The organism is Paramicrobacterium fandaimingii (assembly GCF_011751745.2).
Lineage (GTDB): Bacteria > Actinomycetota > Actinomycetes > Actinomycetales > Microbacteriaceae > Paramicrobacterium > Paramicrobacterium fandaimingii.
Map to the genome: position 1 here is coordinate 1,043,224 of NZ_CP061170.1, position 25,371 is coordinate 1,068,594.

General features: G+C 62.7%; 24 protein-coding genes. 12 read left to right on the forward strand and 12 right to left on the reverse strand.

The features are described 5' to 3' along the window. Window position 1: 1 nt before the first annotated feature. From HCR84_RS05055 to HCR84_RS05070, 4 genes are read left to right on the forward strand one after another with little or no spacing between them, the layout of a single operon-like run. Window positions 2-1,246 (forward strand): class I SAM-dependent RNA methyltransferase, encoded by a 1,245-nt coding sequence (locus HCR84_RS05055; RefSeq protein WP_166983969.1) that lies wholly within the window; start codon window positions 2-4, stop codon window positions 1,244-1,246. A 55-nt stretch (window positions 1,247-1,301) separates the two neighbouring features. Beyond that, the gene (locus tag HCR84_RS05060; protein ID WP_166983968.1) at window positions 1,302-1,973 is read left to right on the forward strand and encodes a response regulator transcription factor; all 672 of its coding nucleotides are present in this window, start codon (window positions 1,302-1,304) and stop codon (window positions 1,971-1,973) included. Further along, the gene (locus HCR84_RS05065) at window positions 1,963-3,255 is read left to right on the forward strand and encodes a sensor histidine kinase (protein ID WP_166983967.1); all 1,293 of its coding nucleotides are present in this window, start codon (window positions 1,963-1,965) and stop codon (window positions 3,253-3,255) included. Before HCR84_RS05060 ends, HCR84_RS05065 begins: the two co-directional genes overlap by 11 nt. Beyond that, window positions 3,252-4,259 (forward strand): DUF8320 family protein, encoded by a 1,008-nt coding sequence (locus HCR84_RS05070; RefSeq protein WP_166983966.1) that lies wholly within the window; start codon window positions 3,252-3,254, stop codon window positions 4,257-4,259. Before HCR84_RS05065 ends, HCR84_RS05070 begins: the two co-directional genes overlap by 4 nt. Before the next feature lie 105 nt (window positions 4,260-4,364). Here HCR84_RS05070 and HCR84_RS05075 read toward each other — a convergent pair whose 3' ends face one another. The 3 genes from HCR84_RS05075 to HCR84_RS05085 form a co-directional block, all read right to left on the reverse strand. Further along, entirely contained in the window at window positions 4,365-6,428 is a 2,064-nt protein-coding gene (locus tag HCR84_RS05075) for a winged-helix domain-containing protein (protein ID WP_166984154.1), read from the reverse strand. Window positions 6,429-6,810: 382 nt separating this feature from the next. Beyond that, window positions 6,811-7,071: an acyl-CoA carboxylase subunit epsilon gene (locus HCR84_RS05080; RefSeq protein ID WP_166984153.1), complete on the reverse strand. Its 261-nt coding sequence runs from the start codon at window positions 7,069-7,071 to the stop codon at window positions 6,811-6,813. Then, complete coding sequence (locus tag HCR84_RS05085; RefSeq protein WP_235940791.1) at window positions 7,071-8,675, reverse strand: acyl-CoA carboxylase subunit beta; 1,605 nt, start codon at window positions 8,673-8,675, stop codon at window positions 7,071-7,073. Before HCR84_RS05085 ends, HCR84_RS05080 begins: the two co-directional genes overlap by 1 nt. Before the next feature lie 130 nt (window positions 8,676-8,805). On the opposite strand from HCR84_RS05085, the gene HCR84_RS05090 reads away from it, so the two are divergent. Beyond that, the gene (locus HCR84_RS05090; RefSeq protein WP_166983964.1) at window positions 8,806-9,627 is read left to right on the forward strand and encodes a biotin--[acetyl-CoA-carboxylase] ligase; all 822 of its coding nucleotides are present in this window, start codon (window positions 8,806-8,808) and stop codon (window positions 9,625-9,627) included. Window positions 9,628-9,720: 93 nt separating this feature from the next. Here HCR84_RS05090 and HCR84_RS05095 read toward each other — a convergent pair whose 3' ends face one another. Beyond that, window positions 9,721-10,647 carry a hypothetical protein gene (locus HCR84_RS05095; RefSeq protein WP_166983963.1) on the reverse strand — a complete coding sequence of 309 codons (927 nt, stop codon included), beginning with the start codon at window positions 10,645-10,647 and terminating at the stop codon, window positions 9,721-9,723. A 278-nt stretch (window positions 10,648-10,925) separates the two neighbouring features. Between HCR84_RS05095 and HCR84_RS05100 the strand changes: the two genes are divergently transcribed. After that, window positions 10,926-11,459 (forward strand): PH domain-containing protein, encoded by a 534-nt coding sequence (locus HCR84_RS05100; RefSeq protein ID WP_166983962.1) that lies wholly within the window; start codon window positions 10,926-10,928, stop codon window positions 11,457-11,459. Here the strand turns inward: HCR84_RS05100 and HCR84_RS05105 are convergent. Continuing rightward, complete coding sequence (locus HCR84_RS05105; RefSeq protein WP_235940792.1) at window positions 11,414-11,950, reverse strand: GtrA family protein; 537 nt, start codon at window positions 11,948-11,950, stop codon at window positions 11,414-11,416. The genes HCR84_RS05100 and HCR84_RS05105 overlap by 46 nt on opposite strands. A 103-nt stretch (window positions 11,951-12,053) precedes the next feature. Here HCR84_RS05105 and HCR84_RS05110 point away from each other — a divergent pair, with 103 nt between their 5' ends. Beyond that, a complete protein-coding gene (locus HCR84_RS05110) occupies window positions 12,054-13,184 on the forward strand; it encodes a 5-(carboxyamino)imidazole ribonucleotide synthase (protein ID WP_166983961.1) in 1,131 nt (376 codons plus the stop codon). A 127-nt stretch (window positions 13,185-13,311) separates the two neighbouring features. Here HCR84_RS05110 and HCR84_RS05115 read toward each other — a convergent pair whose 3' ends face one another. Next, entirely contained in the window at window positions 13,312-13,464 is a 153-nt protein-coding gene (locus HCR84_RS05115) for a hypothetical protein (RefSeq protein WP_195706693.1), read from the reverse strand. Window positions 13,465-13,768: 304 nt separating this feature from the next. On the opposite strand from HCR84_RS05115, the gene HCR84_RS05120 reads away from it, so the two are divergent. The 5 genes from HCR84_RS05120 to HCR84_RS05140 all read left to right on the forward strand — a co-directional run bounded on the left by HCR84_RS05120 (window position 13,769) and on the right by HCR84_RS05140 (window position 18,545). Continuing rightward, window positions 13,769-14,629: a branched-chain amino acid ABC transporter permease gene (locus HCR84_RS05120; RefSeq protein WP_166983960.1), complete on the forward strand. Its 861-nt coding sequence runs from the start codon at window positions 13,769-13,771 to the stop codon at window positions 14,627-14,629. After that, on the forward strand, window positions 14,626-15,714 hold the full coding sequence (locus tag HCR84_RS05125) for a branched-chain amino acid ABC transporter permease (RefSeq protein WP_166983959.1): 1,089 nt from the start codon (window positions 14,626-14,628) through the stop codon (window positions 15,712-15,714). Before HCR84_RS05120 ends, HCR84_RS05125 begins: the two co-directional genes overlap by 4 nt. Then, complete coding sequence (locus tag HCR84_RS05130; protein WP_166983958.1) at window positions 15,711-16,985, forward strand: ABC transporter substrate-binding protein; 1,275 nt, start codon at window positions 15,711-15,713, stop codon at window positions 16,983-16,985. Before HCR84_RS05125 ends, HCR84_RS05130 begins: the two co-directional genes overlap by 4 nt. 71 nt (window positions 16,986-17,056) lie before the next feature. Further along, the gene (locus HCR84_RS05135; protein ID WP_166983957.1) at window positions 17,057-17,821 is read left to right on the forward strand and encodes an ABC transporter ATP-binding protein; all 765 of its coding nucleotides are present in this window, start codon (window positions 17,057-17,059) and stop codon (window positions 17,819-17,821) included. Next, a complete protein-coding gene (locus HCR84_RS05140) occupies window positions 17,805-18,545 on the forward strand; it encodes an ABC transporter ATP-binding protein (RefSeq protein ID WP_218043616.1) in 741 nt (246 codons plus the stop codon). Before HCR84_RS05135 ends, HCR84_RS05140 begins: the two co-directional genes overlap by 17 nt. A gap of 4 nt (window positions 18,546-18,549) precedes the next feature. On the opposite strand, the gene HCR84_RS05145 is transcribed toward HCR84_RS05140, so the two are convergent. From HCR84_RS05145 to HCR84_RS05170, 6 genes are all read right to left on the reverse strand, one after another. Further along, window positions 18,550-19,230, reverse strand: a complete 681-nt coding sequence (locus HCR84_RS05145) for a GntR family transcriptional regulator (RefSeq protein WP_276511818.1) — start codon at window positions 19,228-19,230, stop codon at window positions 18,550-18,552. A 43-nt stretch (window positions 19,231-19,273) separates the two neighbouring features. Then, on the reverse strand, window positions 19,274-20,191 hold the full coding sequence (locus HCR84_RS05150) for a creatininase family protein (protein ID WP_166983954.1): 918 nt from the start codon (window positions 20,189-20,191) through the stop codon (window positions 19,274-19,276). Continuing rightward, window positions 20,188-21,414 (reverse strand): Tm-1-like ATP-binding domain-containing protein, encoded by a 1,227-nt coding sequence (locus tag HCR84_RS05155; protein WP_166983953.1) that lies wholly within the window; start codon window positions 21,412-21,414, stop codon window positions 20,188-20,190. Before HCR84_RS05155 ends, HCR84_RS05150 begins: the two co-directional genes overlap by 4 nt. A 19-nt stretch (window positions 21,415-21,433) precedes the next feature. Continuing rightward, complete coding sequence (locus HCR84_RS05160) at window positions 21,434-22,324, reverse strand: sugar phosphate isomerase/epimerase family protein (protein ID WP_166983952.1); 891 nt, start codon at window positions 22,322-22,324, stop codon at window positions 21,434-21,436. An 88-nt stretch (window positions 22,325-22,412) separates the two neighbouring features. Beyond that, window positions 22,413-23,897 carry an FAD-binding oxidoreductase gene (locus HCR84_RS05165; RefSeq protein WP_166983951.1) on the reverse strand — a complete coding sequence of 495 codons (1,485 nt, stop codon included), beginning with the start codon at window positions 23,895-23,897 and terminating at the stop codon, window positions 22,413-22,415. Window positions 23,898-24,085: 188 nt separating this feature from the next. Then, the gene (locus HCR84_RS05170) at window positions 24,086-25,306 is read right to left on the reverse strand and encodes a YibE/F family protein (RefSeq protein ID WP_166983950.1); all 1,221 of its coding nucleotides are present in this window, start codon (window positions 25,304-25,306) and stop codon (window positions 24,086-24,088) included. Between the last annotated feature and the right edge of the window lie 65 nt (window positions 25,307-25,371).

Genomic DNA, 25,371 nt, shown 5'->3' on the forward strand with positions numbered 1-25,371 from the left:
CATGCCAACGTCTGCGCCGGAACAGCCCATCGAGCTCGACATTTCTAACGTAGCGCACGGAGGAATCTTCGTCGCCCGCCACGAGGGCCGCGTTGTCTTCGTGAGCGATGCGATCCCAGGCGAGAAGGTGCTCGCGCGCGTGTCGGATGCGCGCAAGAAGTCGTTCTGGCGTGCTGAGACCGTCGCCGTTCTCGAGCCGTCGGAGCATCGACGCGACCACGTCTGGGCCGAGGCCTCCGTCGACCGCGACCCCACAGAGCGTGCCGGCGGCGCCGAGTTTGGGCACATCGCCCTCGAGCACCAGCGCACGCTCAAGCACCGGGTGCTGAGCGAGGCGTTCGAGAAGTTCGCCGGAGGGCCCGCTCCCGCGTTCACCGTGGAGGCGATTGCGGGTGATGACGAGGCGGGAGGCCGCGGCTGGCGCACGCGCGTGCGGCTGCACGTTGACGAGAACGGTCGAATGGGCCCCTACGCCGCGCGATCGCATCGGGTGGTTCCCGTCACGTCGCTTCCGCTGGCGACGCCGCGTCTGGCAGAGCTGGTCGAACTCGACGCGCTCGTCGAGGGCGCAGCATCCATCGATCTCATCGACCCGAGCGGCTCGGATGCTCTGCTCTGCGTCGGCCCCGACGATCTGGCGGCGGCGGGCACCGTCATCGAGCGGGTGGGTGACCGAGGGTTCGCCGTTGACGCGGGCGGCTTCTGGCAGGTGCACCGCGGCGCTGCGGCAACCCTGACCGAGGCCGTGCAGCGCGCCATCGACGGTGCGCTCTTCGAGCCGCGTGCCGACAACCTCGACCTGTACGGCGGCGTCGGGCTGCTTGCCGCGGCGGTGCAGGATCGATTCGGCGACACCGTGCGCATGACAAGCGTTGAAGCGGATGCCGGTGCAACGCGTCATGCTCGGCGCAACCTGATTGCGGGCAACATTGAGGCCGAGACGGCGCGCGTCGACCGGTATCTCACCAATCTGCTGACGCGGCTCTCGCCCGTCGAACGTCGCGCTTTTCGCGACGCGACAGTCGTGCTCGACCCGCCGCGCGCGGGCGCGGGCACGCAGGTCACCGCGCAGCTCGCCCAACTCGAACCGGCTCAGATCGTGTACGTCGCGTGCGATCCCGTGGCTCTCGCCCGCGACGCCGGCGCCTTTGCAGCATCCGGATACGAGCTCACCAGCCTGCGGGCCTTCGACCTTTTTCCGCACACCCACCACGTGGAGGCCGTCGCGTCGTTTGTGCGCGCCTGACGAAAGCTGACCGACGTCCGCAAGGTTGCTGTGGTTTGCCGATACGATGAGTCCCATGGTGAGTGTGGCGATCATCGACGATCACGAGTCCGTGCGGCTGGGACTTCAGGCAGCGTGCACGGGTGCGGGGCATACCGTCGCCTTCAGCGTGTCGAGCGTCGACGACTATCTTTCGGCCGTGAGCGACACCCCGGGGGGTGAGGCTCCCGTCGACATCGCCGTTCTCGACCTGTCTCTCGGTGACGGCAGCGACGTCACGACAAACGTCACGCGCGTGCAGGCGACGGGCGCGGCCGTGCTCATCCACAGCATCGCCGACCGGGTGGCGCTCGTGCGGCAGGCGCTCGCCGCGGGGGCGGCCGGTGTGATTCCGAAGTCGTCTCCCACCGACGTGGTCATCGGGTCGATCGAGCAAGTCGCCTCGGGTGGGGTGCTCAACAACCTCGAGTGGGCAAGCGCGATCGAGGCAGATTCTGAGTTCGCGTCGGTGCAGCTCGGTCGGCGCGAGCGCGACGTGCTCCACCTCTATGCGTCGGGGCTGCCGATGAAGCAGGTGGCCACAGAGCTCGGCGTTGCGCCGTCAACAGTGAAGCAGCATCTCGACCGCATCCGCAAGAAGTACATCGAGGTGGGACGCCCGGCACCGACGAAGGTCGACCTGCTGCGCCGCGCCGTCGAAGACGGCATCCTCCCCGAGCTCAACCCGGGCGGATCGGATGCCGGGTAGCGACAGCAAACCGCCTGTGCTCGCGTCGTTCGAGGCCGGGCGCCGCCGCTCGCGGGTCTTCACGAGCACGCGCGTCGAGAACATGATCTCGCTCGTGCTTGTCATCGCCGTGCTCGTGTTCGGCGCGCAGGCGCTCGTGTTCGCGATGATGGCACCCGAGCTGCCGACGCCTCGCTCGGTGCAGCTCGCTGTGGGCGGCAGCGTCGACGCGGGCATCGTTCTTCTCGTTCTCACCTTTGTTCCCCTCGTGGTCGTCGTGGTCACGGGACTGCTGCGGCGCGGATTGCGCACCGCAGCCGGGGTCTTCGCCGTCGTCTACATCGGCGCTCTCGTCGTCTGGCCCTCGTCCACCGGATTTCAGCTCGGCGGGCAGCCGGGGGAGCCGTGGATCTGGTACCTGCTCACCGTCGCGACGGCGTGTGCGGCAATCGCCTTTCCCATCGTGTGGGCCGTCGCGTACACGATCGGCGTGCCGATTCTGTTCGGACTCGTTCGCTCGATTGGGCCATTCGGCTTCCGCAACATCGACGTGGGCATTCTTGACGCCCTGTACGGCGCGATCTTCGGCATGGTGATCGTCGTGCTCGTCGTGATGTTTCGGCAGACAGCGCGACGAGTGGATGCTGCGCGCGACGCCGCGCTCGTGCGCTACGACCGCGCCGTTCGTGCCCATGCCATCGAGGCGGAACGCGTCGAGGTCGACGCCCTCGTGCACGACAACGTGCTTGCCGCGCTGCAGGCGGCCGAGCGCGCGTCGGGCGCTGAAGCGGAGCGCGCCGCCGTGCAGATCGCGCAGCACGCCTTGACGGAGCTGCGCGAGGCGGGCTTCGACCCGGCAGAAGACGAGTCATCTGTGACGCTCAAAGAGATGGGCGGACGCCTGCGCATCGCTGCCCAGATGATGGAGCACGATTTTCAGGTAGAAAGCACGGCAGCGGCTGGAGCCGTTGTTCCGCAGGGGGTCGCCAACGCCATGGGGCTCGCTGCGGTGCAGGCGATGGTCAACAGCGCAGAACATGCTGGGGGCCCGGCAGGCGCGGGGGCAGCCGCCCAGGTGAGCCGCCGCGTCGTCGTCTCCAACACTCGCACGACGGCGACGATCGAGGTGATCGACGACGGCGTCGGCTTCGATCCCGCCGCCGTTCCCACTGACCGCCTCGGCGTTCGCGTGTCGATCGTCGAGCGCATGACGGCGGTCGGTGGCGATGCGCAGGTGCGCTCGGCTCCGGGCGCTGGCGCTGTCGTCGTGCTGCGCTGGTCTGCAGAGGAGGCGAGGGCGTGAACAGCATCCCGCGGTCAAGCCTCATCGCCCTTGCCGCCGTGTTCTCGGTGTACCACATCGCGCGCGGCGTGCTGACGATGGGTGTGCCGACGCATCCAGCGCCCGTCGTCGTCGCCCTGTGCGTGTATAGCGCGACAACGGTGCTTGTGCTCTGGCCCTTTGGTGGCCGTGGGCTGCCCACATGGGCAGCCGCGCTCGCGTTCTCGTGCACCGTCGTCATTACCCTGCTCGTCACGAGCCAGCTCGACGCGACGGCAGACAACGGTTATGCCACATGGCACACAAACGCCGAGGGCACGCTTCTCACGATCATCATGGTGCGCGGCCACAAGATGATGGCCGCGGCGGGAACGCTGTTTCTGGTCATCTACTCGGTTGTCTGGTGCGGCTTCGTCGGCTCGGCGCAGATCGGCGTGACGGGCGCCGTTGCGTGGGTGGTTCTCGCCTACGTGATGACCGGCGCGCTGCAGAAGGCCGAGGCTGGCGCCGCGCAGCTGATGGATGCGGAGCGCGAGGCCGTGCGCTGGGAGGCAGCGCAGCACGCGCACCGATCAGAGCGCCGTGAGCGCCTCGAGACGGCGAGCCGCATCGCCGGCCCCATGCTGCGTGACGTGGTGCTTGCGAACGGTCGACTGACGGATGCCGAGCGAAATCAGGCGCGCCTTCTCGAAGCGCGGCTGCGTGACGACATTCGCGGTCGCGCCCTCGTGAACGACCGCGTTCGCGACGCCGCGCTCGCCGCCCGTCGCCGTGGCATCATCGTGCAGCTGCTCGACGAGGGAACGATCGATGATCTGGATGCCGCAGAGCAGCACCGGGTGCTCGCTCGCGTCGCCGAGGCGATCGACGCCGCAGAAACGGAGCGGCTCATCGTGCGCACAGCTCCGGTGCGGTCGGACGCCGCCGTGACGATCGTTGGCGTGAGCACTCCGCAGCCCGGAAGCGGCGACACGGAAGACGACGTCGACGTGTGGCTGGAGATTCCGCGAAGCGAGCGACGCTGACAGCATCCGCTTCACGCGTCGGTAATTGCTCATGTAGTTCGCGGAGACGAGGAGTACAGCGTCACTCGGGTGAATATAGATCGCCGTCGTGTCGTGGAAAGGTAATCAATTCATCTCGCGAGCCGGATCGTATCCAAGGCTAACGAGCCGCCGTCTCTCGATCCAGCGGGCTAGAGCGCTCTCCAAGGTGTCTGCGTACCTCAATCGGCGAGGAATAAGCGGGATAAGCAAGCTGGCGAACCCTACAAGACCAACGATTAGGGCTCCCGTGTGACCCGCAGGGTCGGGCAAAGCGAGAAACAAAATCACAGCACCTAGTATCAGCAGAATACTGAGGCATCGGACGGTCACCAAAATGGCCCACCGCCATTGGTGGGCAACTGCCTTTGATCGCGCCCGTATATTAATCAGCTTCGACTGCTCGTCTGAACGTATCATTGATATTTCGGCCGCGAGCGCGGCTTCTGAACTCTTAACTGTATTGAGCTCTTTCTCGGCGCTCGTTCTTGCTTCCAAATGTTCGAGCCAAGCTGCGGACGCTCCGTCTGCAACTGCTACTGCTTCAGTTGTTCGTTCTTTCAACTCGCGGATCTGCTTCTCAAACGGCGCAGTAGCTTCCATTCGTATCCGATCAAGGGCAGCGAGTGGGGACTCAGATGTAATGGCCTCGGTCTGACCAAGTGACTCCTCCATGAGCGACTGTCGGCTTGTTCGGCTTGTTCTGAGTATCAGAGCTTCGTCAGCGCTAACCGTTTCATTGGACTCGAGAGTTTCGATTTCTTCCAAATATTTGGTCCACACAGCTGCGGTAGGCTGCATTCCCGCATAGGCCGCGGCCAGAAGCATCTCCCGAGGCGCGTCTGGCGCTGTAGCAGGGCTACGCACCCACAAGACGCTGGCGGCGGCGTCTGTCGTTATTGCCAACGGAAAATTCGAGCTAGCCTTTTCAAATTCGATTGCGCCGCTCACGAGACCAGTGTTGGAGGTAACAAGTATTGCTCTGCAATGTTCTAGCTCTTTGCTTCGACGTCCCTTGCGGAGTCGGTGCGTCGAAGATAGCGAGACGACATCGTTTACTCTGGCTGCGTCTTGAAAATAGTGGACTTTGGATTGAATGATGTCTTCGAGTCTTCCTTCGTCGAGACCGTACTGGTAGTAACCGTCGGGGCGAGAGACCACCTGGATGCGTGCTTCGTTGAGACGTGCATCGAGCCGACCTTGTAAAAGCGCGATGTCTGCTGGAGTTGCACCGATATCAACGAAGTGAAGGTATCCCAAGGAAGTTGAACGGCTTCGACTTCCATTGCGAAGAGCTTGGCTGACATGCTCGAGTACTCCGTTCAGCTCGCTTACGCTGTGGTCAAAAGTCGTTACCTCCGCCGCCTGATCCAGTGCCAGAGATATCAACTGGGCTGTAGCAGCCTGCGCAAGCTTGCCGTGGAATCCAAGAGCGTCCATCAGGACTGGCGTATCGAGAACAAGTGTTAGATCCCTCAATGAATTTGAGAGACTCGACGTGTCCAGAAGTAAGACTGCTGACAACATAGCGCCCTTTGCAGCTTCCACCACATACCCGAACCGAGACTGATCGTTCGAAGAGAGATAGGTCACGAACGAAGCGATAATAAAGTCCGCCCCTGGGTTTGGGGCACGTGAACTAGATTGTCCGCGCAGCGCCTGATTTAATAGGGGGGCGGCGTGTAGCTCGAAATAGCTAGCTAACGTAGTCGACGGAGCGGCTAATAATTGGCCCGCCTGTTCTGGAAATCGCTCGTTGACGAACTTCTCGAACGAGGAGACTAACTCGGTTTGTCGTTGATTGTACTGTATAACCTGTTGCTGAAGTGCCGGGGCGGAGGCCATACCTTTGTCAGTGATTCTAACGACTTCATTCCCGATGTTCTCCGTTAGACCTTGTTTCCTCATCAAGCGAAGTAAATTGCGCACGACCAGCGTCGGGATGCTAATTCCGAAGCTCTGGTGGATCGCGTCTGAAATTGCACTTCGCTCAAGATGAGGTAGTGACGATTCAGCGAGTATTGAGAGAATGAAAGGCTGAAATCCTTCTAAGTATGTGCGGGCGTTTGCGTTGTAGTTCGCGCGAAGTACTGCGAACCCGAGAAGTGTATTTTGCGATGCTTCGATCTCTCTGCTCCTCTGTGAGTCAATCCAACATCACAAATGTATCGGCAGAGGGGAGAGAATGCCGACAAGCCGCCGGCGACACGGAAGACGACGTCGACGTGTGGCTGGAGATTCCGCGAAGCGAGCGACGCTGACAGCATCCGCCGGCATGGAAAAAGGGGGACCGGCTCCCTAATTCCGGTCCCCCTCAAGCCCCGGATGACAACGACAACCCGAATATCGTTCTCATCCGCCCCCAAACCGGAAATCCATTCCCTAGGTGGATAACCGGCTCATGGTGAAACTCATAGAGTGCCACCTAGCAATTACTATTCTTGTGGGGATGGGCGTCCGACGCTAGTCGGCACTTTAGGGGACAAGGTCCCCCACTCTCGCAAGCCGTGAGGCTCCGAGAGCGCACGAGACATTATGCCGTAAAGTTGCGCCACCGTCCGGGACCCGGCGTCAGAGGGTGTCGAATGGGCCGCTGTGAGCGCGACCACTCGCTCGGGATCGCCTCGCCATCGGCGAGACCAGACTCGCGCGCCTCAGCGACGGCTGTGGCGATCACGGCGCTGACCGCGGCGACCTCGTCTTCTGTCGGGTTGCCGCGCACAAAACGAAACGCTCTTTCGGGGTGTGCTTCTTCGCCGTCGGTGACGGGGGAGGCGTGTCGTCCGGCGTTCATCACAGCGGAATGTTTCCGTGCTTTTTCGGCGGAGTCTGCGACCGCTTGCCCTTGAGCGAGCGGAAGGCCTTGGCGATCGAGACACGGGTCGCCGCGGGTTCGATCACCCCGTCGAGCTCGCCGCGCTCGGCGGCGAGGAACGGACTGGCGACGTTGTACGTGTACTCGTTCGCGAGGCGGGTGCGAACCGCCGCGATGTCTTCGCCGTTCTCTTCGGCTTTCTTGATCTCGTTGCGGTAGAGGATGTTGACGGCGCCCTGCCCGCCCATCACGGCGATCTCGGCTGTGGGCCACGCGAGGTTGATGTCGGCGCCGAGCTGCTTGGAGCCCATCACGATGTACGCGCCGCCGTAGGCCTTGCGCAGAATCACGGTGACGAGCGGCACCGTCGCTTCGGCGTAGGCGTACAGCAGCTTCGCGCCGCGGCGGATGACGCCCGTCCACTCCTGGTCGGTTCCGGGCAGGTAGCCGGGAACGTCGACGAGTGTGAGAATCGGAATCGAGAACGCATCGCAGAAGCGTACGAAGCGCGACGCCTTCTCGCCCGCCTCGATGTTGAGGGTGCCGGCCATGGCGTTCGGCTGGTTGGCGATGATGCCGACGCTTGTGCCTTCAATGCGCGCGAAGCCGATGACGATGTTCGGCGCGAACAGCGGCTGAACCTCGAGAAACTCTTCGTCGTCGACGAGGTGCTCGATCACCGAGACGATGTCGTACGGCTGGTTGGGGGAGTCGGGAATGATCGTGTTGAGCTTCTGATCAGCATCCGTCGTCTCAAAGTCGAACTCCGAGGAGTACGAGGGCGGGTCAGTGAGGTTGTTGTCGGGGAGATACCCGATCAGGGTGCGCGCGTAGTCGAGTGCGTCGTCCTCGTCGCTGGCGAGGTAGTGGGCGACACCGGAGCGGGTGTTGTGCGTGAGGGCGCCGCCGAGCTCTTCCATGCCGACGTCTTCGCCCGTCACCGTCTTGATGACGTCGGGCCCCGTGACGAACATCTGGCTCGTCTTGTCGACCATGATCACGAAATCGGTGAGCGCCGGGGAGTACACGGCACCGCCGGCCGCCGGGCCCATCACGATGGAGATCTGCGGAATCACGCCGGATGCCGCTGTGTTGCGACGGAAGATCTCACCGTACTTGCCGAGGGCGACGACGCCCTCTTGAATGCGGGCTCCGCCCGAGTCGAGGATGCCGATGAGGGGAACACCGCACTTCATGGCATGGTCCATCACCTTGATGATCTTCTCGCCGGCCACCTCGCCGAGCGAACCGCCGAAGATCGTGAAGTCCTGCGCATAGACGGCCACCTGCCGGCCGCCGATCGTGCCGGTTCCCGTGACGACGGAATCGCCGTACGGCCGCTTGGCGTCCATGCCGAAGGCGTAGGTGCGGTGGCGCACAAACTCGTCGAGCTCGACGAAACTTCCGTGGTCGAGCAGCTTCTCAATGCGCTCCCGGGCCGTCATCTTGCCCTTGGCGTGCTGCTTGATGATGGCGGCTTCGCCTGACGCCGTCACGGCCTCGTGATAGCGGAGTTTGAGATCGGCGAGCTTTCCGGCCGTCGTAGTGATATCGGGCTCGTTCGAGCTGTCGTCTGGAGTCACGACGTTCACTCTATCTTGGCAACCCACCGTGATGCCCTTGGAGGGTTCTGACAAGCCGTTTCGGTTGTGTTGGTGGTTATCGACACATTCGGATGCTGCTCGCCGCCGCCCCGCGCCATATTCTGTAAGCATGACCGCCCCCGATCTCTCCTCTAGTCTCGACGTCACGTCGCACATCACGTGGCTCGATGAAGCCGGTTCGACAAATGCCGAAGGTGCCGCGCGAGCCGCCGATCCGGCCGTGCCGGACTTCTCTGTCGTGGCAACGGACGCGCAGACATCGGGACGAGGCCGCCTCGATCGCGTGTGGACGACCCCTCCGGGGTCGAGCCTCGCCACGACGGTGCTGCTGCGCCCCGCCGTGCCTGCCGATCGTCTCGGGTGGATTCCGCTCATGGCGGGGCTCGCCATGACGCGTACCGTGCAGATGCTGTTGGCCGGCGCCGGCATGCGCGCGGCCGATGCCTCGCTGAAGTGGCCGAACGATGTTCTCGTGCGCGGGCGGAAAATCAGCGGCATCCTCAGTGAGCTCGTCGCGGGCGATGAGCTCGCCGTCGTCGTCGGCGCGGGGCTCAACACGGCGATGACGCGCGATCAGCTGCCTGTGGATACCGCGACGTCCCTCGCCATCGAGTGCCGCCGCACCTACAGCGTCGACGCCGTGCTGTCGCTCTACCTGACGCAGCTGCGCGAGCTGTACGAGGCGTTCGTGTCGTCGGGCGGCGATGCGCGGGCGGCTGGCCTCGTCTCGCAGGTGAGCGCCGCGTGCGAAACCCTCGGACAGGCGGTGAAGGTGCAGCTTCCCGACGGCGACCTTGTCGGCGTCGCTCGCGGGCTCGACGCCGACGGATGCCTCCTCGTGCAACCCGAGGGGGAGGCCGTTCTGCGCAGCATCTCGGCTGGCGACGTCACGCACCTGCGCCCGGTCGCCGACTCCTCACCGCGAACCTGATCAACCATTCGGAGGTCCCGCTCTCCATACGGCGTGTCGCGCACGACACGCCGTACGAATTTGCGCGTCTCCGAATGCGTAAACGCTCGGTGCTCACCGGCGAACGTCACCTGTGCGCGGTGCTGTGAGCGTGAGCAACCGGGTGAGTGCCTCATACACGATGTCCCAACTGTTGAGCGCATGGGAATAGCCGGCCCTGACAGTGGGAATGCCCTGTTTCATCGAGATGAGACCTTTGGCGAGGTCGCGCTTGCGTTGCTCCGGTGTCGAATGAAAACTGTCTCCGTCGAGATCTATACCCACGCGGTCGTCGACGAGCAAGTCGAGATCGCTTGCCCCGGGTAGAGGAACCTGCACATCGACTCGGTGCCCCAGCCGCACAAGTCTCACCCTGATGCGACTCTCGAGTCCGGAGTCTGCCCGCGCATCGACCAAGTTTCGACACACGCTGCGTGACGGCGGAAGGTCGTGCGCGATAGTGAGCCAATCTGTGAGGCTGATCGCGTCATGATGCAGCGCAGAGTCCACGCACGCTACGGCGTGCTCGATGTCTTGGCACTGCAGAACGTGGCGGATGGCCTCAACAGGTTCAACGATCCAGTCGAGCTCCTCATCAGCTGGGTGTGCAGACCAATGCCGAACTGGTGCGCCGAGCCGGGGGCGTGTGTCAACTGTGAGAGGCGAGTGCGGATGCGGCACAGCCGCCGTCGCGCGAATGGGAACGGTGAAGCGGGGCAGACTTCGACCGTGCAACGGCATCGCCAGATGCGGTCGCGTGTCGTCTGCACCCCAGAGACCCCAGCGTCGCAACGCAGAGATGCAGCCGAGACGGCCCCCTGAGCGAACCGCGATAATCTGCTCGGCGTCGGCTTTCGGCGTGGCGACCCAGCCCGACATGACGCGCGTGATCTCGTTATGTTGCGCGGCAGCGGCGATGTCGCGGCGAGACGCTCCGTGGCGAAGGAGTGTTGAACTCCGGGCGATCTCTCCGTGTCGGTGAAGAAAATCCGAAATGTCCATGTGAGTACCCTCGCGAGAGAGTTGCATCGGGTGGAGTGAGTTCGACGAACGGGGGATATTTGATGCGGCGTTGATGCTTGTGGACGGAGAGTCCGGTGCAGCCATTCGGAGATCTTGAGCGTTGAACGGCGTGTTGGGCCCAACATGCCCACGCTCCGGGACGATCTCCGAATGGCTGAACGCAGGTGTTCAGCACGGAGCGGAGCGGGGTGGAGCTCGCGGGCGGCGCTCGGCGTGCTGGCAGCGGAGACACGCGGTTGTGCGGCACAATGGACGCCATGGACAACCGCACGGGAGAGCACGCCTCTGAGCGCGTCGTCGCCCGCATGCATCGCCATGGCCGCATCCTGATTCTTCCCGTTGTCCTTCTGATCGGCGTTGTCGGTGTCGTCTCGTACTTCTTCGGGTCGTTCCGGGAGCAGTGGATCAACCTCACTTTTCTGTTCGGCGGCATCGCGGCGATCCTTCTGTTTGTGCTGCTGCCGTACTTCACCTGGCTCAACCGTCGGTACACGCTCACGACGCGCCGTGTGATCGTGCGGCAGGGGTTCTTTGTGCGCACGCGCAACGAGCTGCTGCACTCGCGCGGCTACACCGTCACCGTCAAACGCGGCCCGCTGCAGGCGATGTCGCGCTCAGGAGACATCGTGCTCACGTCTGGCGTCGACAAGCCGCTCGTTCTCAAGGACGTGCCTGGCGCCAACCAGGTGCAGAACGTGCTGCACGATCTCATCGAGCGCGCGCAGGGGCAGCTCGGCTACGGGGGCTACGCGGCGGGTTCGGTGCTGCGCGACGAGACCTCTGCTCTCTGACGTGCGGGGCCCGCAGACGCGGGAACCGGATGCTGCGCGGCAGCGCGCGTCGGTGAGAACACCCACCAGCGGTACAGCGCAAACCGAAACACGGCGCCGAGCGCGAGGCCGATCACGTTTGAGGAGATGTTGTCGGCGAGCACGCTCGTGAAGCCGAGAACGTAGTGCGACACCCACAGGCTGCCGAGGCCGAACCCCATGCCGGCAATGCTCACGGCGAAGAACTCGCTCGCCTCGCGCACCGTGTTTGCCTGTCGCGTGTCGGCGAACGTCCAGAAGCGATTGCCCACCCAGTTGGTGATGATCGCGAGCGTCGTCGAGATCACCTTGGCAATGAGTGGGCCCGTCTCGATGCTCTCGGGGGAGAGAACGGTGAGGCGCAGCGCATTGAAGACGACGATGTCGACGGCGAAGCCCGCGGCGCCGACCAGTCCGAAGCGGACCACCTGCATGCCGAGCTGCCGGAGCCGGGCGGCACGGTGATTCGTCATGCATCCGTCCTTCATGCGAGAAGATAGAGGAGTGAGCAGTTTAGCGACACTGGTTCGCTATCGACTGAGAATTCAAACAGCCTCACGGCGATAGGAGCGACGCATGCCCGTAGTCGGTGTCATTGGCGCAGGTCAGCTTGCCCGCATGATGATTCCCCCCGCGATCAATCTGGGGCTCGAGATTCGCGTGCTGGCCGAGCAGGAGAACATGGCGGCGTCGCTCGCCGCAACGCGGGTTGGCGACTATCGCGATGTCGACACGGTGCTCGAATTTGCGAAGGGCGTCGACGTGATCACCTTCGATCACGAGCACGTGCCTCAGAACGTGCTGCGCGCTCTTGTCGACTCTGGTGCCGCGGTGCACCCCGGGCCCGAGGCGCTGCTCTACGCGCAAGACAAGATCGCCATGCGCGAGAAGCTCACAGAGCTGGGCCTGCCGGTTCCCGACTGGAACACGGCACGCACAGAAAGCGAGCTGCAGAGCTTCATAGACGAGCACGGAGGCTCGGCCGTCGTGAAGACGCCGCGCGGAGGCTACGACGGCAAGGGCGTGCGCGTGGTGTCGACGGCGCACGAGGTGAGCGACTGGTTCACGGCGCTGAACGAAGACGGCCGCGGGGGAGCGCTTCTCGTCGAGGAGCTCGTCGACTTTCGCCGCGAGCTCGCGCAGCTCACGGCGAGGCGCCCGTCTGGCCCGCTCGCCGTCTGGCCCGTCGTCGAGACGGTGCAGAAGAACGGCGTGTGCGCTGAGGTCTTCGCCCCGGCGCCAGGTTCGGCAGGTCGTGTGGCCGAGGTCGCCGCGCAGATCGCCGTCGACATTGCCGAAGGGCTCGGCGTCACCGGTGTGTTCGCCGTTGAGCTCTTCGAGACGACAGACGATCGCCTGCTCGTGAATGAGCTCGCGATGCGCCCGCACAACTCGGGTCACTGGACGCAGGACGGCTCGACGACGAGCCAGTTCGAACAGCACCTGCGCGCGGTGCTCGACCTGCCGCTCGGCGCGACGGGGCTGCGTGACGACGTGTCGGTGATGATCAACATTCTCGGGGGTCCAGCCGAGGGCTCGGTGGCCGATCGCTACCCGCAGGCGCTCGCGAAGCATCCAACCGTCAAGGTGCACAACTATGGCAAGCAGCCGCGTCCGGGGCGCAAGATCGGGCACATCAACGCGGTGGGCGACAACCTCGACGACGTGGTGTTCGACGCGCGTGAGGCGGCGTCGCACTTCGAGTGATATTCCGGATGTGCTTGCGTGGCGCTGCGCGTTTTTTCCAGGTCCATCTTCTTCGTTGCATGGGCAGGCACACCATAGATATCGTCCTCGAAACCGGAAAGGCTCGTGAGGGCGAGGCGCCTGGCCCTCACCGATAGGCGGTCGGATCGAGTCCGAGCTTCTCAGCCACCTGGCTCAGTGGCTGCGGTTCGCCGGCGTCATTGCGGTCGCGCACGAGCTGCGCGATGTCGATCTCTTCGATCATCGGCAGTCGTTGTGCAGAGAGTTCGTACGAGATCACAACGGCTTCAGGTTTGCGGTGAGCACCGAAGATTAAGAGCTTGGCTGCGATGGTTCACAGCCTTCCCCGTATCGACTCCTGTCACCAACCAGATTGAGGTCGACCTGCTCGGCGCGCCCTCTGACGGATTCTCGCCCGGCTCGGTCCAAGGTTCCTCCCTCTCCTGCGCCTTTCGCGGCGTCACTGGTTGACACCGCCTGTGGGTGCCTTTAGGGTACAGATAGTTAGTTGTATACATGGTTGGATACAAATAGGTGTCCAGCTCTGTATGGTCCAAAGCACACTGGAGTGAGGACAGGGCGAGATGGAGCAGGTTCTGCTGGTCACGTTGAACGGGCTGACGCTCGCCGGTGTGTATTTCCTTGTCGCGAGCGGTCTGACCCTGATCTTTGGCCTGATGCGCGTCATCACGCTCGCTCATGGCACGAGCTTTTTGCTGGGCGGGTATCTCGGCTACGTCATCGCGACTGCAACGGGCAATTGGATTATCGGGGCACTCGGTGGAGCCATTGCCGTCGGGTTTCTCGGACTGCTCATCTATCACGGACTCATCCGCCGTTTCCAGCACGACGACATGCGAGTTGCCCTGATCACGCTTGGCGTCGCGATTATCGGCACCGACCTGATGATGGCGTCCTTCGGCGGACTCGCGACTCAGGTTCCAATCGAAGCCAATGTCCAGCAGGGCGTCGACGTGCCCTTTATCGGCCAGTACCCGCTCATCCGTCTTCTCGTTCTCGGCATCGCGATTGTCGTCGGTGTCGCCCTGACTCTGTTTATCTCTCGGACACGTTTCGGATCTCGCGTGCGCGCAGGAGTAGACGACAGTCAGATGGCTTCCGCAACCGGGGTCAACGTGCGCGTCGTGTTCACCGTCATCTTCTTTCTCGGCTCGGCCCTTGCCGGATTCGCGGGGGTGGTCGGCGGCACGCTGTTTCCGTTGCAGCCAGGCCAAGACGGTACGTACCTGCTGTACTCTCTCGTGGTCGTCATCGTCGGCGGAATGGGGAGCATTCCGGGCGCGGCGGTCGGAGCCGTGCTGGTCGGGCTTGTGTCGCAGTACACACTCGTTCTCGCGCCGACCTACGCGCTCGTGCTGACGTTCGCTCTGATGGTCGTGGTTCTCGCCTTCAGACCGCAGGGAATTCTGGGGAGGACGGCATGAGCCAGACTCCTGTGCTGAATCACAAGTCACGCGTACCGTTCTTGCGGCGATATGCGCTCATCTTCAGCCTGCTGCTTGTGATCGTTGCCATTGCCTTCCCGTACCTGGTCGATCGCCCGCGTTTCTGGCTTCCAAACGTTGGCATCAAGACGTTGTGGCTCGGGACGATCGCGATGAGCCTTGTCTTTCTCAACCGCTACGTCGGGCTGCTCTCGCTCGCTCAGATGACCATCGCCGGCATTTCGTCGTACGGTGTTGCCTACGCGACGGTGCAACTTGGGCTTCCGATGTTCAGCGCGATTCTGATTGGGCTCGCGACCGGAACCCTCGCGGGGTTCCTCACGGCGCTGATCGCGGCTCGAACGAAGGCGATCTACTTCCTGATGATCACCCTCGCCCTCGGGCAGGTGTTCTACTCGTGGGCCGCGCAGGCCATTGAGGTGACAAATGCTCGGCGCGGACTGGCCCCCGTGCCGCGGCCCGACTGGGGCCTGCTGGATTTGAGTAACCTGCAAACCTTCTACTATTTCGCTCTCGCGCTGGCTATCGGCTGCTATCTCCTGTGTCGATTCGTCGTGTCGACACCCTTCGGGCTGGCGCTCCAGGGCATTCGCGATAGCCCAGAGCGCATGAGCGCTCTGGGCTACAACGTCAACCGCTACCGCATCGCGGGCATCACATTCGCAGCCTTCATCGCCTCGGTCGGTGGAATCGTTCTGGTTCTCGATCGAAGTCAGGCAACGCCCGACATCGTCGATCTCCCATTCACCCTCGACATTCTGGTCGTCGCTGTCGTCGGTGGGATTGGCTCGCTTGGCGGCGCGTTCATCGGCGGGATCGTCTTCGTTTTCCTCGACAACTTCGCCCAGGATTTCACCGACCGGCACATGACCCTCACCGGCCTCGTGTTCATCGCCGTGCTGTACCTCGCGCCCGCGGGTCTCGCGGGCGTTGGGCACCAGCTGCGGCGCGTCTCGGATCGAATGCGAACCACAAAGCCACGTTCTTCCGACAAGACCTTGCGGCAAGGAACCCCGACCGAGCCTTCGGCGGATCGTGCACTCTCGAAAGGAAAGCAGCAATGAAGCTCACGAAGAGAAATGGCCTGCTGGCGGCTGCCGCCCTCAGCGCGTCAACGCTACTCCTCGTCACCGGATGTTCGTCCGGTGGCGGTGGGGGAGACAGCGGGAACAAGGAAATCACGATCGGTGTGCTCACGACAGACACCGGCACCTATGCCTTCGGCATGGACGAAACAAAGGCCGCAATCGGCGCGGCGATGTCGAACTTCGACGGAGATATGAACGGGGGGACGGTTGGCGACGTCACTGTGAAATTCATCTACGAAGGAACCGACGGGACGCCGGGATCGGCCCAGAGCAAAGTCAAGAAGCTCGTCGAGAACGAGGCTGTCGACATTGAGCTCGGCCCGCTCTCCGGTGACGCGGGGGAGACGATCGCGCAGTACGCAACGACGGTTCCCGAGGTGACTTTTGTCAACGGTGCGGCCAGCCCCGTATCGATGACATTGCTCGGGGCCGAGAACTTCTACCGATTCCATGGCGACGCTGCGATGTGGATGGGAGGGGTCGGGGACTATGCGTTCAACGAGCTCGGCTACAAGAACATCTATCTCCTGGCAGATGACTACTCCTTCCCGTACGACAACGCGGGTGGGTTCTTCTCGGAATACTGTGCAGCCGGGGGCACCATCACCGGCGCGTCCTGGGTGCCTCTCGGAACCACGGACTACGCAACCGTGCTGACCAAGATTCCTGAAAACACGGATGCCGTGTATGCGGGTCTCGGTGGTGCAGATGCGGCAGGCTTCCTCTCGCAGGCTGTCAGTGCCGGCCTTGACGTGCCTCTCGTCGGCGGAAGTATCGCCGTTGACACAACGGCTCTTGGCGCAAAGGCAGACATCGCCGTCGCTGCAGAGGGAATGATTAGCGGGAGCCCGGTTCCCGGCGCAGGTTATGACAACCCTGAATGGGCGAAATTCAATGAAGCGTACGCTGCCCAGCCGAATGCCGAGTTTGATGCACCGACGATCTTCTCGATGCTGTATTACAACTCCGTCATGCCGATCCTGAATGCCATCGAAACGACAGAGGGTGACCTCGGAGACAACCAGAGTGCCTTCCGCGATGCACTGAGCGCAACGAAATGGATGGGTCCAACCGGGGAGATCACTGTCGACGAGAACAACCAAGCGATCGTCGACAACTTCATCGTTGAAGTCGTCGCGGGCGATGACGGCACGCTCACAGTCAAGAACGTGAGTGAGACGAAGGGCGTGACGCAGGAGAGTACGAAGTCGTACGAGCGCTTCTCCTCCTGCGACGACCTGCAATAGCCAACGCCGGCGGGCACGCCGATGCGCAAGCAGACGGTGTGCCCGCCAGCCCTGACCGGAAAGGACCGAGAATGCGAGACGATGACATCGCGCTGAAAGTCGACGCGGTCTCCAAAAGCTTTGGCGGAGTGCGCGCCGTTCGAGATGTAAGTCTCGAGGTCGCCCGCGGTGAGCGGATCAGCATGATCGGCACCAACGGTGCGGGAAAATCGACGGTCTTCAATCTGATTGCGGGTGTCTTCCCGGTCAGCAGCGGTCGCATCGAGCTCTTTGGGGAGAATCTGACGCACCTTTCGACGGCGAAGCGCGCTGGCCGGGGGCTGGCCAGAACCTTCCAGACCTCCCGCCTCTTCGAACAGCTGACGGCAGCCGAGAATGTTTTCGTCGCACTGGGGCGGAGCGAGTTTCGCGGGAGGTCATTGCGCCCTGCCCGTTACAGTTCTGCGCGGTGGGAGCGCGTCAGCCAACTTCTCGAGCGTGTCGGCCTGAGTGGGAAAGGTGCGGCCGTTGTCGCTGACCTCTCGCACGGTGAACAACGCCAGCTTGAGCTCGCCATGGCGCTGTCGCTTCAACCCAAGCTTCTGATGCTCGATGAGCCTGCCGCGGGATTCTCGCCGGTTGAGCGTCAACACCTCGTGACGCTCTTGCGCGACATTCCGGAAGAGATCAGCCTGCTTCTGATCGAACACGACATGGACATCGCTCTCGCCGTTGCGTCTCGAGTCATCGTCATGCATGACGGTGAAAAGATCCTCGAAGGTACGCCAGAAGATATCCGATCGAGTGAACGTGTTCGCGAGATCTATTTGGGAGGTTCCGTTGACAACGCAGCGTGATCAGGAGAATGTCGGTCAGGCATCTGACGTTCTCCTCAAAGTTTCCGATCTGAATGTCTCGTACGGTCGCGTGCACGTGCTTCAAGACGTCTCGTTCGAGATGGGCAGCGAGCCGGTCGGGATGCTCGGAAGAAACGGTATGGGGAAATCCACTCTTGTGAACACCATCGCAGGCTTCATCCCGGCTCAGAGCGGCACTGTGGAGTTCGACGGCGTTTCTGTCCTCCGCAGGCAGCCCTATCACATCAATCGAGCGGGTATCGCCTACGTGCCACAAGGGAGGCGAATCTTTCCGTCGCTGAGCGTTCATGAACACCTCACAATGGTGGGAGGCTCAAAGAACGGGCGCTGGAACGTGGAATCTGTCTACGATCTCTTTCCTCGACTCGCCGAGCGCAGGAAAAGCGGAGGGGCCGACCTCTCCGGCGGTGAGCAGCAGATGCTCGCGATCGCCAGGGCGTTGCTGTCCAACCCGCGCCTGATCATCATGGATGAGCCATCTGAGGGTCTCGCGCCGGCCGTCGTCGACAATCTCGCCACCGTCTTCCGCGACCTGGTGAGTGAGGGGCAATCGGTGCTGCTTGTCGAGCAGAACCTGCGGTTTGCGACAGAGCTCTGCGATCGCATTCTCATCATGGTCAACGGTCACATCACGGCCGACCTCTCTGCGCACGAGGTCGCATCCGACAAGGCTGTGCAAAGCAAATACCTGGGAGTCTCGTAGCCCTCTACTGCTCGTCGCCAAAGAGCAGAGCCGCGCTCGCCAGCATGTCGAGCATGCTCGTGCGCATGTGCTCGATGTGTTCGACGACCGCAGGTCCGATCGCATCGTAGTCCTTGGCGATCATCGCCTCGGCCAGAACCCGGTGCTCCTCGGAACAGGTTTCGAGGCGGTGCTCCATCGAGGCAGCCCGCAACCAGAAACGCTGTATGCGCCGGCGAACCTCTTTGACCGTGCTCGCCACGAGCTGGTTGTCGGCCACCGTATTCACGAGTCGGTGAAACGCGGTGTCCGCCTCCGCCCACTTTGCACGATCGCCTTCCAGTGCGCTCTGGGACATCTGCGCCACGTTCGCCAGCAGAGCAGCGATGTCATCGTCGGTGAGTTTGCTCGACGCTTTGCGAAAGAGATAGGTATCGAGCACTTCGAGCAGATCGCACGCGTCGTTGACTTCGCGTGAATTGATCTGGGAGACCGTGAACCTGGCGTTGTCGGTCCGTTTGACCAGTCCTTCTTTTTCGAGACGCTGCAGAGCTTCGCGCACCGGCGTTCTACTGATCCCGAGCTGGCCCGCAACCTTGTTCTCCGACAGGGGGGAGCCGGCGCGCACGCGAAATCCCGTGATCTCGGCGAGAAGCCATTCGTAGGCGCGCTCGACGCGGCTCTCGGATGTTTCGGTTGCCGTCATTGTCGCGTCATCTGTCACAGGAATCACTATAAGTCACGCTGGTTCACAACGTGCGATCGGTGAATTCACGCGTGTGTACGTCGACGGGTACCTTTTCGAGTTCACGTACGCCTCGCGCCACATGCTCCGAGAGGCGCCTGAACGCTTCCTCGCCTTTTTCTGCCGTCGCGCGCAATGGATTTCCGATGATGCCATTCTCGACGAACTCATGGTGGTCCATGGGGAAGGTGAAGTACTGGTACCCCTCGAAATCCGTGTCGGGCATTCCGTCCTCTTTGCTGAACGCCTTCGGGAGGAAGGCCGGCGTGTGCGCACGCGTGTCGACGGCGCGCTCCATGCGCACCAGGTCGGGGTTCCACGCAAGATCCTGACTCGTCTCGAGTTCACTCGAGTGCCAACCGGGTGTTTCTTCTGGTGGGTTTTCCATGAGGCCTTCGAGGATTCCTGTGTAGCGCTCCATATATGGCTTGACGAACGAGATCAGCGCACCGGTCTCGTAACGGAGCTTACGCAGCACGGGATCGACAACTTTGACGTTCGAGCCATGGCCGTTGATGAAGATGATGCGGTTGAACCCGTGATGAATGAGGCTTCGAGCGACATCGTTCATCAGGTTCAGCAGCGTGCTCGCGCGCAGGGTCACGGTGCCTCGGCCCTGGCCGGCGCCGTACATGTGCTGTGGTGAGTACCCTGCCCACAACGGCGGCGTGTGCAGAACGCCGATGGCCTCGGATACCCGATCGGCGATCTCGGTAGCGGTGATCGTGTCGGTGTACAGCGGCAGATGCGGACCATGCTGTTCTGTGCTCGCCATCGGCACGAGAATTGTGTCTTTCGTCTTCAGGTACTCTTCGATGTCGACGTACGAGAGGTACGCGTGATTCCACGACCGAAATTTTGCGCGGAAATCGTCGTCACCCGAAGTCAGTTTGGTGATCACGCGCTCTGGACGGGGGTTCATGGTGCCTCCTTAGGCATCAGGGATACAAAGAGCTCGGCAGCCTTCTGGCCGAGCTTCGGATCGTTGATATGCAGATCGACGACATCGATGGGGATGTCGGGGCGCAGGTGTTCGCGAACCTCGGCGAGGAAGAGCGCATCGCCACGCGGATCCCAGAATGGGCCGTCGGGTGTGCTGGGTAAGGACAGTCCACCGGTCGGCATGATGACATGCGTGGGGCCGGTTGAGGCATTCAGCCGCTCGGCGAAGATGCGGCCGAGCTGTTTCTTCTCGTCGTGGTTCGTCTGCACCAGCGTGTACTCCGGATTGTGGTCGTACATCACGCGGCCGCGAAGGCGTTCGGGAATCGCTTGGGGAGCGAACACCGAGAAGTCGATGCATCCGGGGAGCACGACCTGAGGGAGCCCGCTCTCGCCGACGCGGCGCAGGCGATTGGGCCCGCCGTCGTGAATGCCGCCCGTGAGCGGATCGGTAATCTCATTTGTCGTGTAATCGACGACGCCAACGAAATGTCCGTGGGCAGCCAGCTCTTCCATCGCGGGGCCTCCCACGCCGCTTGAATGAAACACGACGGTCTCGTAGCCGAACTCTGTGAGACGGTCTTTCAGCGCGCCGACGGCGGTTGTCGTATTGCCGAGCATTGTGGCCGCGACATATCGACGCCCTGGCTCGGGCGGGCCGAGAGGATGCCCGTTGGCGAGCATGCCGGCCATGGCGGCCGCCACATTGTCGAACACCGTCGTCGCTATGGGGTTGAGGCCGAGGATGTCGACCACAGAGTGAACAACCATGACATCCGTTGTGCCCACGTAGGGGCCGAATTCGTGCCGGCCGGATGCGGTTGGTGCAACGACGATCTTCGGAACTCCGACCGGCAGAGTCTGGATCGCCGCAGCCCCCATCACAGCGCCGACGCCGCCGACGCTGATGCCGCCGATGATCTCGCCCGCCGCGAACCGTTCGCGAATGACGTCGGTCACGAGGATGCGCATCATCTCGACGGCCTTGCCGCGTGAGCCTGAGTTCTGCAGCGTGGCAAGCGTCATCCCCCCGCGTTCGGCCAGCTGAGCGTGCGTCACGTCAGGCTCGATACCGAGTGGCTCACCGAGGATTCCGGAGTCGACGACTAGAGTCTCGAGCCCGAGCGCGTGAATGCGGTCCCGGAGGTACGCAACCTCCGGGCCCTTGGTGTCGAGCGTGGCGACGATGACGACTTTGCTCATGCTGAGATCCCGTGTATCCCTAAATCAGCGGCAGCAGCGTCTCGGAATTTACCTTGACGAGCCAGTCGTAGAATTCTTCCGTCAACACGCTGGAACCGTGATCGATGATGAACTTGAGCTGCTCGGGATCGATGTCGAGACCCTCGAAGTTCGTCTCCAGCGCATTCGGGTACTTGTTGGCAGGCGTGCGATCGACGGGTGCGACGAACTCGGCCGTGAGCGCGCCGTCGTATCCGATCTCCTGCAGAGTGCCGATGACCTTTTCCCAGTCGTAGTCGCCGTAGCCCGCGGGCATCCGGTTGTTTTCAGCGACGTGGAAGTCGACAAGGCGGTCTCCGACGAGGCGGATCGCGGCGAACATATCTGCCTCCTCGATGTTGATGTGGAAGGCATCGAGCACGACACCGAGGTTCGGCCCGACCGCGTCGCACAGGGCAAGGGCCTGCTCGGCGCGCGTGATGAGGTAGGACTCAAATCGGTTGAGAGGCTCGATGCCGACTCGAACTCCTTTGGCCTCGGCGACGTCGTAGATCTCTGACACGCCTTCGACAAGCCACGTCCACTCGTTTTCCGGCGTGGAGTCGGGCACGACCTTGCCCACGGTGCCCGGAACAAGCGTCAGGATCTGACCGTCCAGGTCGTGGACGAGCTGGATGCAGTCTTTGACGTACTGCACGCTTGAGGCGCGCATTGCCTCATCGCTGCTCTGCATATTGCGCTTGTCAACCATGAGGGTGACCGCACCCCAGCAATCGAGGTTGTAATGATCGAGCAGTCCGCGCACGTGCTTGGCATCGTACTGCTCTGGCTCACCACTGATCTCGATGCTCTTGTACCCATACTTCGCCAGGCGCGCGATCGTTGTTTCGATGGGTTCGCTGCGCATCCAATTGTGCATTGACAGGTGCATGACACTCTCCTTTGAGGTTGACACGGCTTACGTGCCGGGTTGCTTCATTTCTGTATTCAGTTGTGATCCGCCGGTGTTGTTGGGGTCGTCACCAGCGGCTGTTTCTCGGCGGGCCGAACCCGAGTTTGCCCGGGTTCATGATCCCGTCTGGGTCCCAGGCGTTCTTGAGCGCACGCATCAGCTCGAATCCAGCGCCATACTGGGGTCGCATGAACCGGCCGAGCTTGAGACCGACACCGTGGTGATCATTGAGTACGCCGCCGTGTGCCAGCGCCTGAGTCACGCCGACGTCCCACAGTCGATCATGCAGCGCCATCGCCTCGGTCGGATCTGCGGGCGGTTCGTCAACGTAGAAGCGGTCGTAGATCATGGCTCCCCACGGGTACCAATGCGAGAGATGCGCCGTATATCTGGCGCCGTACTCGGAAAACTGTTCTTCGATAGCGCTCTTGCGCGCGCGATAGATGGCGGGAATATCGCTGAAGCGGGCAACGGTGTCGAACGTTCCGTAGAGGAGCGGCGGTTGGGGGAGTTTGCCTTTGGCGTAGGGCTCGTACTTGCCGTCCCACCAGGTCTGTCCGACGTCGGGACCGAGTGAGACCCCGCTGGCTCTCTCCGCGAGCGTGGTGATCGCGCGTGTTTCGTAGTCGACCAGCTCCTCAGCTCCATCGCACATGACGACCATGAGAGTTCCGGTGAACGGTGTGCCTACCCAGTCTTTGAGCTTCTTGCTGTCGGCCTCGTCATAGAGCCGGATGACAGCGGGGCGCAGCCTGCTTGTCATGATCAGTCGGCCAGCCTCGATTCCGGCGAAGATATCGGGAAAGCTGAACGAGAGAAACGCACGCGCTTGCGGGAGCGGGTCGATGCGCAGGCTGACTTGCGTGATGACGCCGAGCGTTCCCTCGGAGCCGACGAACGTCTGAAGGAGGTCGGATCCGGCTGCGTGACTGGGGACGGGCAGCGTGCTGATCGTCGTTCCCGGTGCGACAACGGCCTCAAGCTGCAGCACCTGATCTTCTGCCTTGCCGTACTTTGTGGAGACGACACCGGAGCCGCGAGCCGCGATGAAGCCGCCGATTGTCGCGCCGAGATGGTACGAGCCGGGATAGTGCGCGAGCGTAAACCCCTTCTCATTGAGCGACTTCTCAAGGACGGGGCCGTCGATTCCGGCCTGAGCTGTGACGACGAGGCTCTCATCGTCGATCTCGATGATGTCGGTCATGCGGGTCATGTCGAGGGCGATGCCACCGTAGGGGGCGAAGGTTCCACTCTGCGTGCCGGAGCCACCGCCACGGGGAACCACAGGGATCTGGTAGTCAGACGCGATGCGCACGACACCTTCGACGTCACGCGTTGTTCGGGGGCGCACAACAAAGTCGGCAGCCGGCTGCCGGAGGCCTTTGTGCGTGAGATATTTGGACATCCACGACCAGTCAGACGCCTCGGATTGCAAGTCAGCATCATCGATGCTGACATTATCGGGCCCGACGACTGCACCGAGTTCACGGACGATTTGGCCCCGCAGGAAGAGATCCCCGCTCACGGCGTTGGCCGGTGGTGTCTGGGTCACCGAGTCTCCTTCGACTTGGGTCTCTGAACTCGCAGCGCTTCATCAAGAACTGTAGCCGTCGACCTTGTATCCATATCTGTATACAAGTAAGAACACTAGCCGTCTTTCGGCCTGGGTGTCAACAGTTCATGGCGCTTCGAGCCGCAAGGGTGAGGGAGAAGCGCGGGCGCGGAGGTGGCGCCAGCAGATCAGGCGAGAGCGTGCCTCGGCTGCTCCTGCTCGTACTGCTGCTCGCGGGGCGCGAGGGCAATGGCGAAGAACGTTGTCACGGGCATTGCGAGAATGAGGCCGGCAGTTCCCACGAGCGTGCGCACGATCTCCTGACTGACGCGCTCGGTCGTGAGCAGATCCGTGATGTTCTGCGGATAGGTGTAGACGAGCAGAAGCATCATCATCACCGATCCGGCATAGGCGAACACGAGCGTGTAGATGCTCGACGCCACGTGGTCACGGCCGATGCGCATCGCCGCGGTGAAGATCTGGCGTCGGGGTGCGGTCGGGCTCAGCGCGCGCATCTCCCACACCGCAGACACCTGAGTGATCGTGATGTCATTGAGCACCCCGAGCCCGGCGATGACGATCGTCGCCGAGACGATCGCCGACATGTTCATATCCGGCACGCTGGAGAACAGCATCCACCCTTCTTCGCTTCCGGTGCCCGTGAGGTGTGCCCAGTCGGTGGTGACGACGCCCGCGATTGCTGTGAACACAATGCCGAAGAGGGCGCCGAATAACGCCGCGGTCGTGCGCACAGAGACGCCGTGCGCCAGGTACAGCACGATGAGCATGATGGCCGTCGCTCCGACGATCGCCACGAGAATGGGTGGCTTTCCGGTGAGCATCGCGGGAAAGATGAACACGGCAAGCACGCCGATCGCGATGGCGACGCCGATGAGTGCACGGATGCCGCGCCAGGTGCCGACTGCCGCCACGATGATCACGAGCGCGACGACGATGATGGCGAGCTGAATCGTGCGTTGGTAGTCATAGAACGCGTAGTTGACGGGGTCGGCCTCGGTCGCCTCAAGTCGAACCAGCCGCACGGCGTCGCCCGACTCCATGCCTGTGCTGGCATACGTCGACGGGTCGATATCGAACGTTGCGCGCTTTCCGTCGCCGAGGTGCGAGATGACGCGGGCGCAGGGCCCCTCGATTCCCGCCATCGCCGAGCGCTCGCCCTGGCCTTCTTGGCAGTCGAATTCGGTGACGACGGCCACAGATGCGTCGACGAGGCTCACGCCCTCGCCTTCGTAGGGGCCTTGCTGCTGCGGAATGGCTCCCGGCTGCGGCCACAGTGTGAACATTCCGACGGCAACGGCGGCCGCGACAGCGAGCACGACGATCGTCAGAATCCTCGCCAGACGGGGGCGAGGGGCATCGGGGCGGGCGGTGCCGTGCGAGTGACTCATCCGCTGAAACCTATCAGCAGATGGTGAAGCGGATGCCGTCGCACACGCGCCGCCGCGGCATCCGC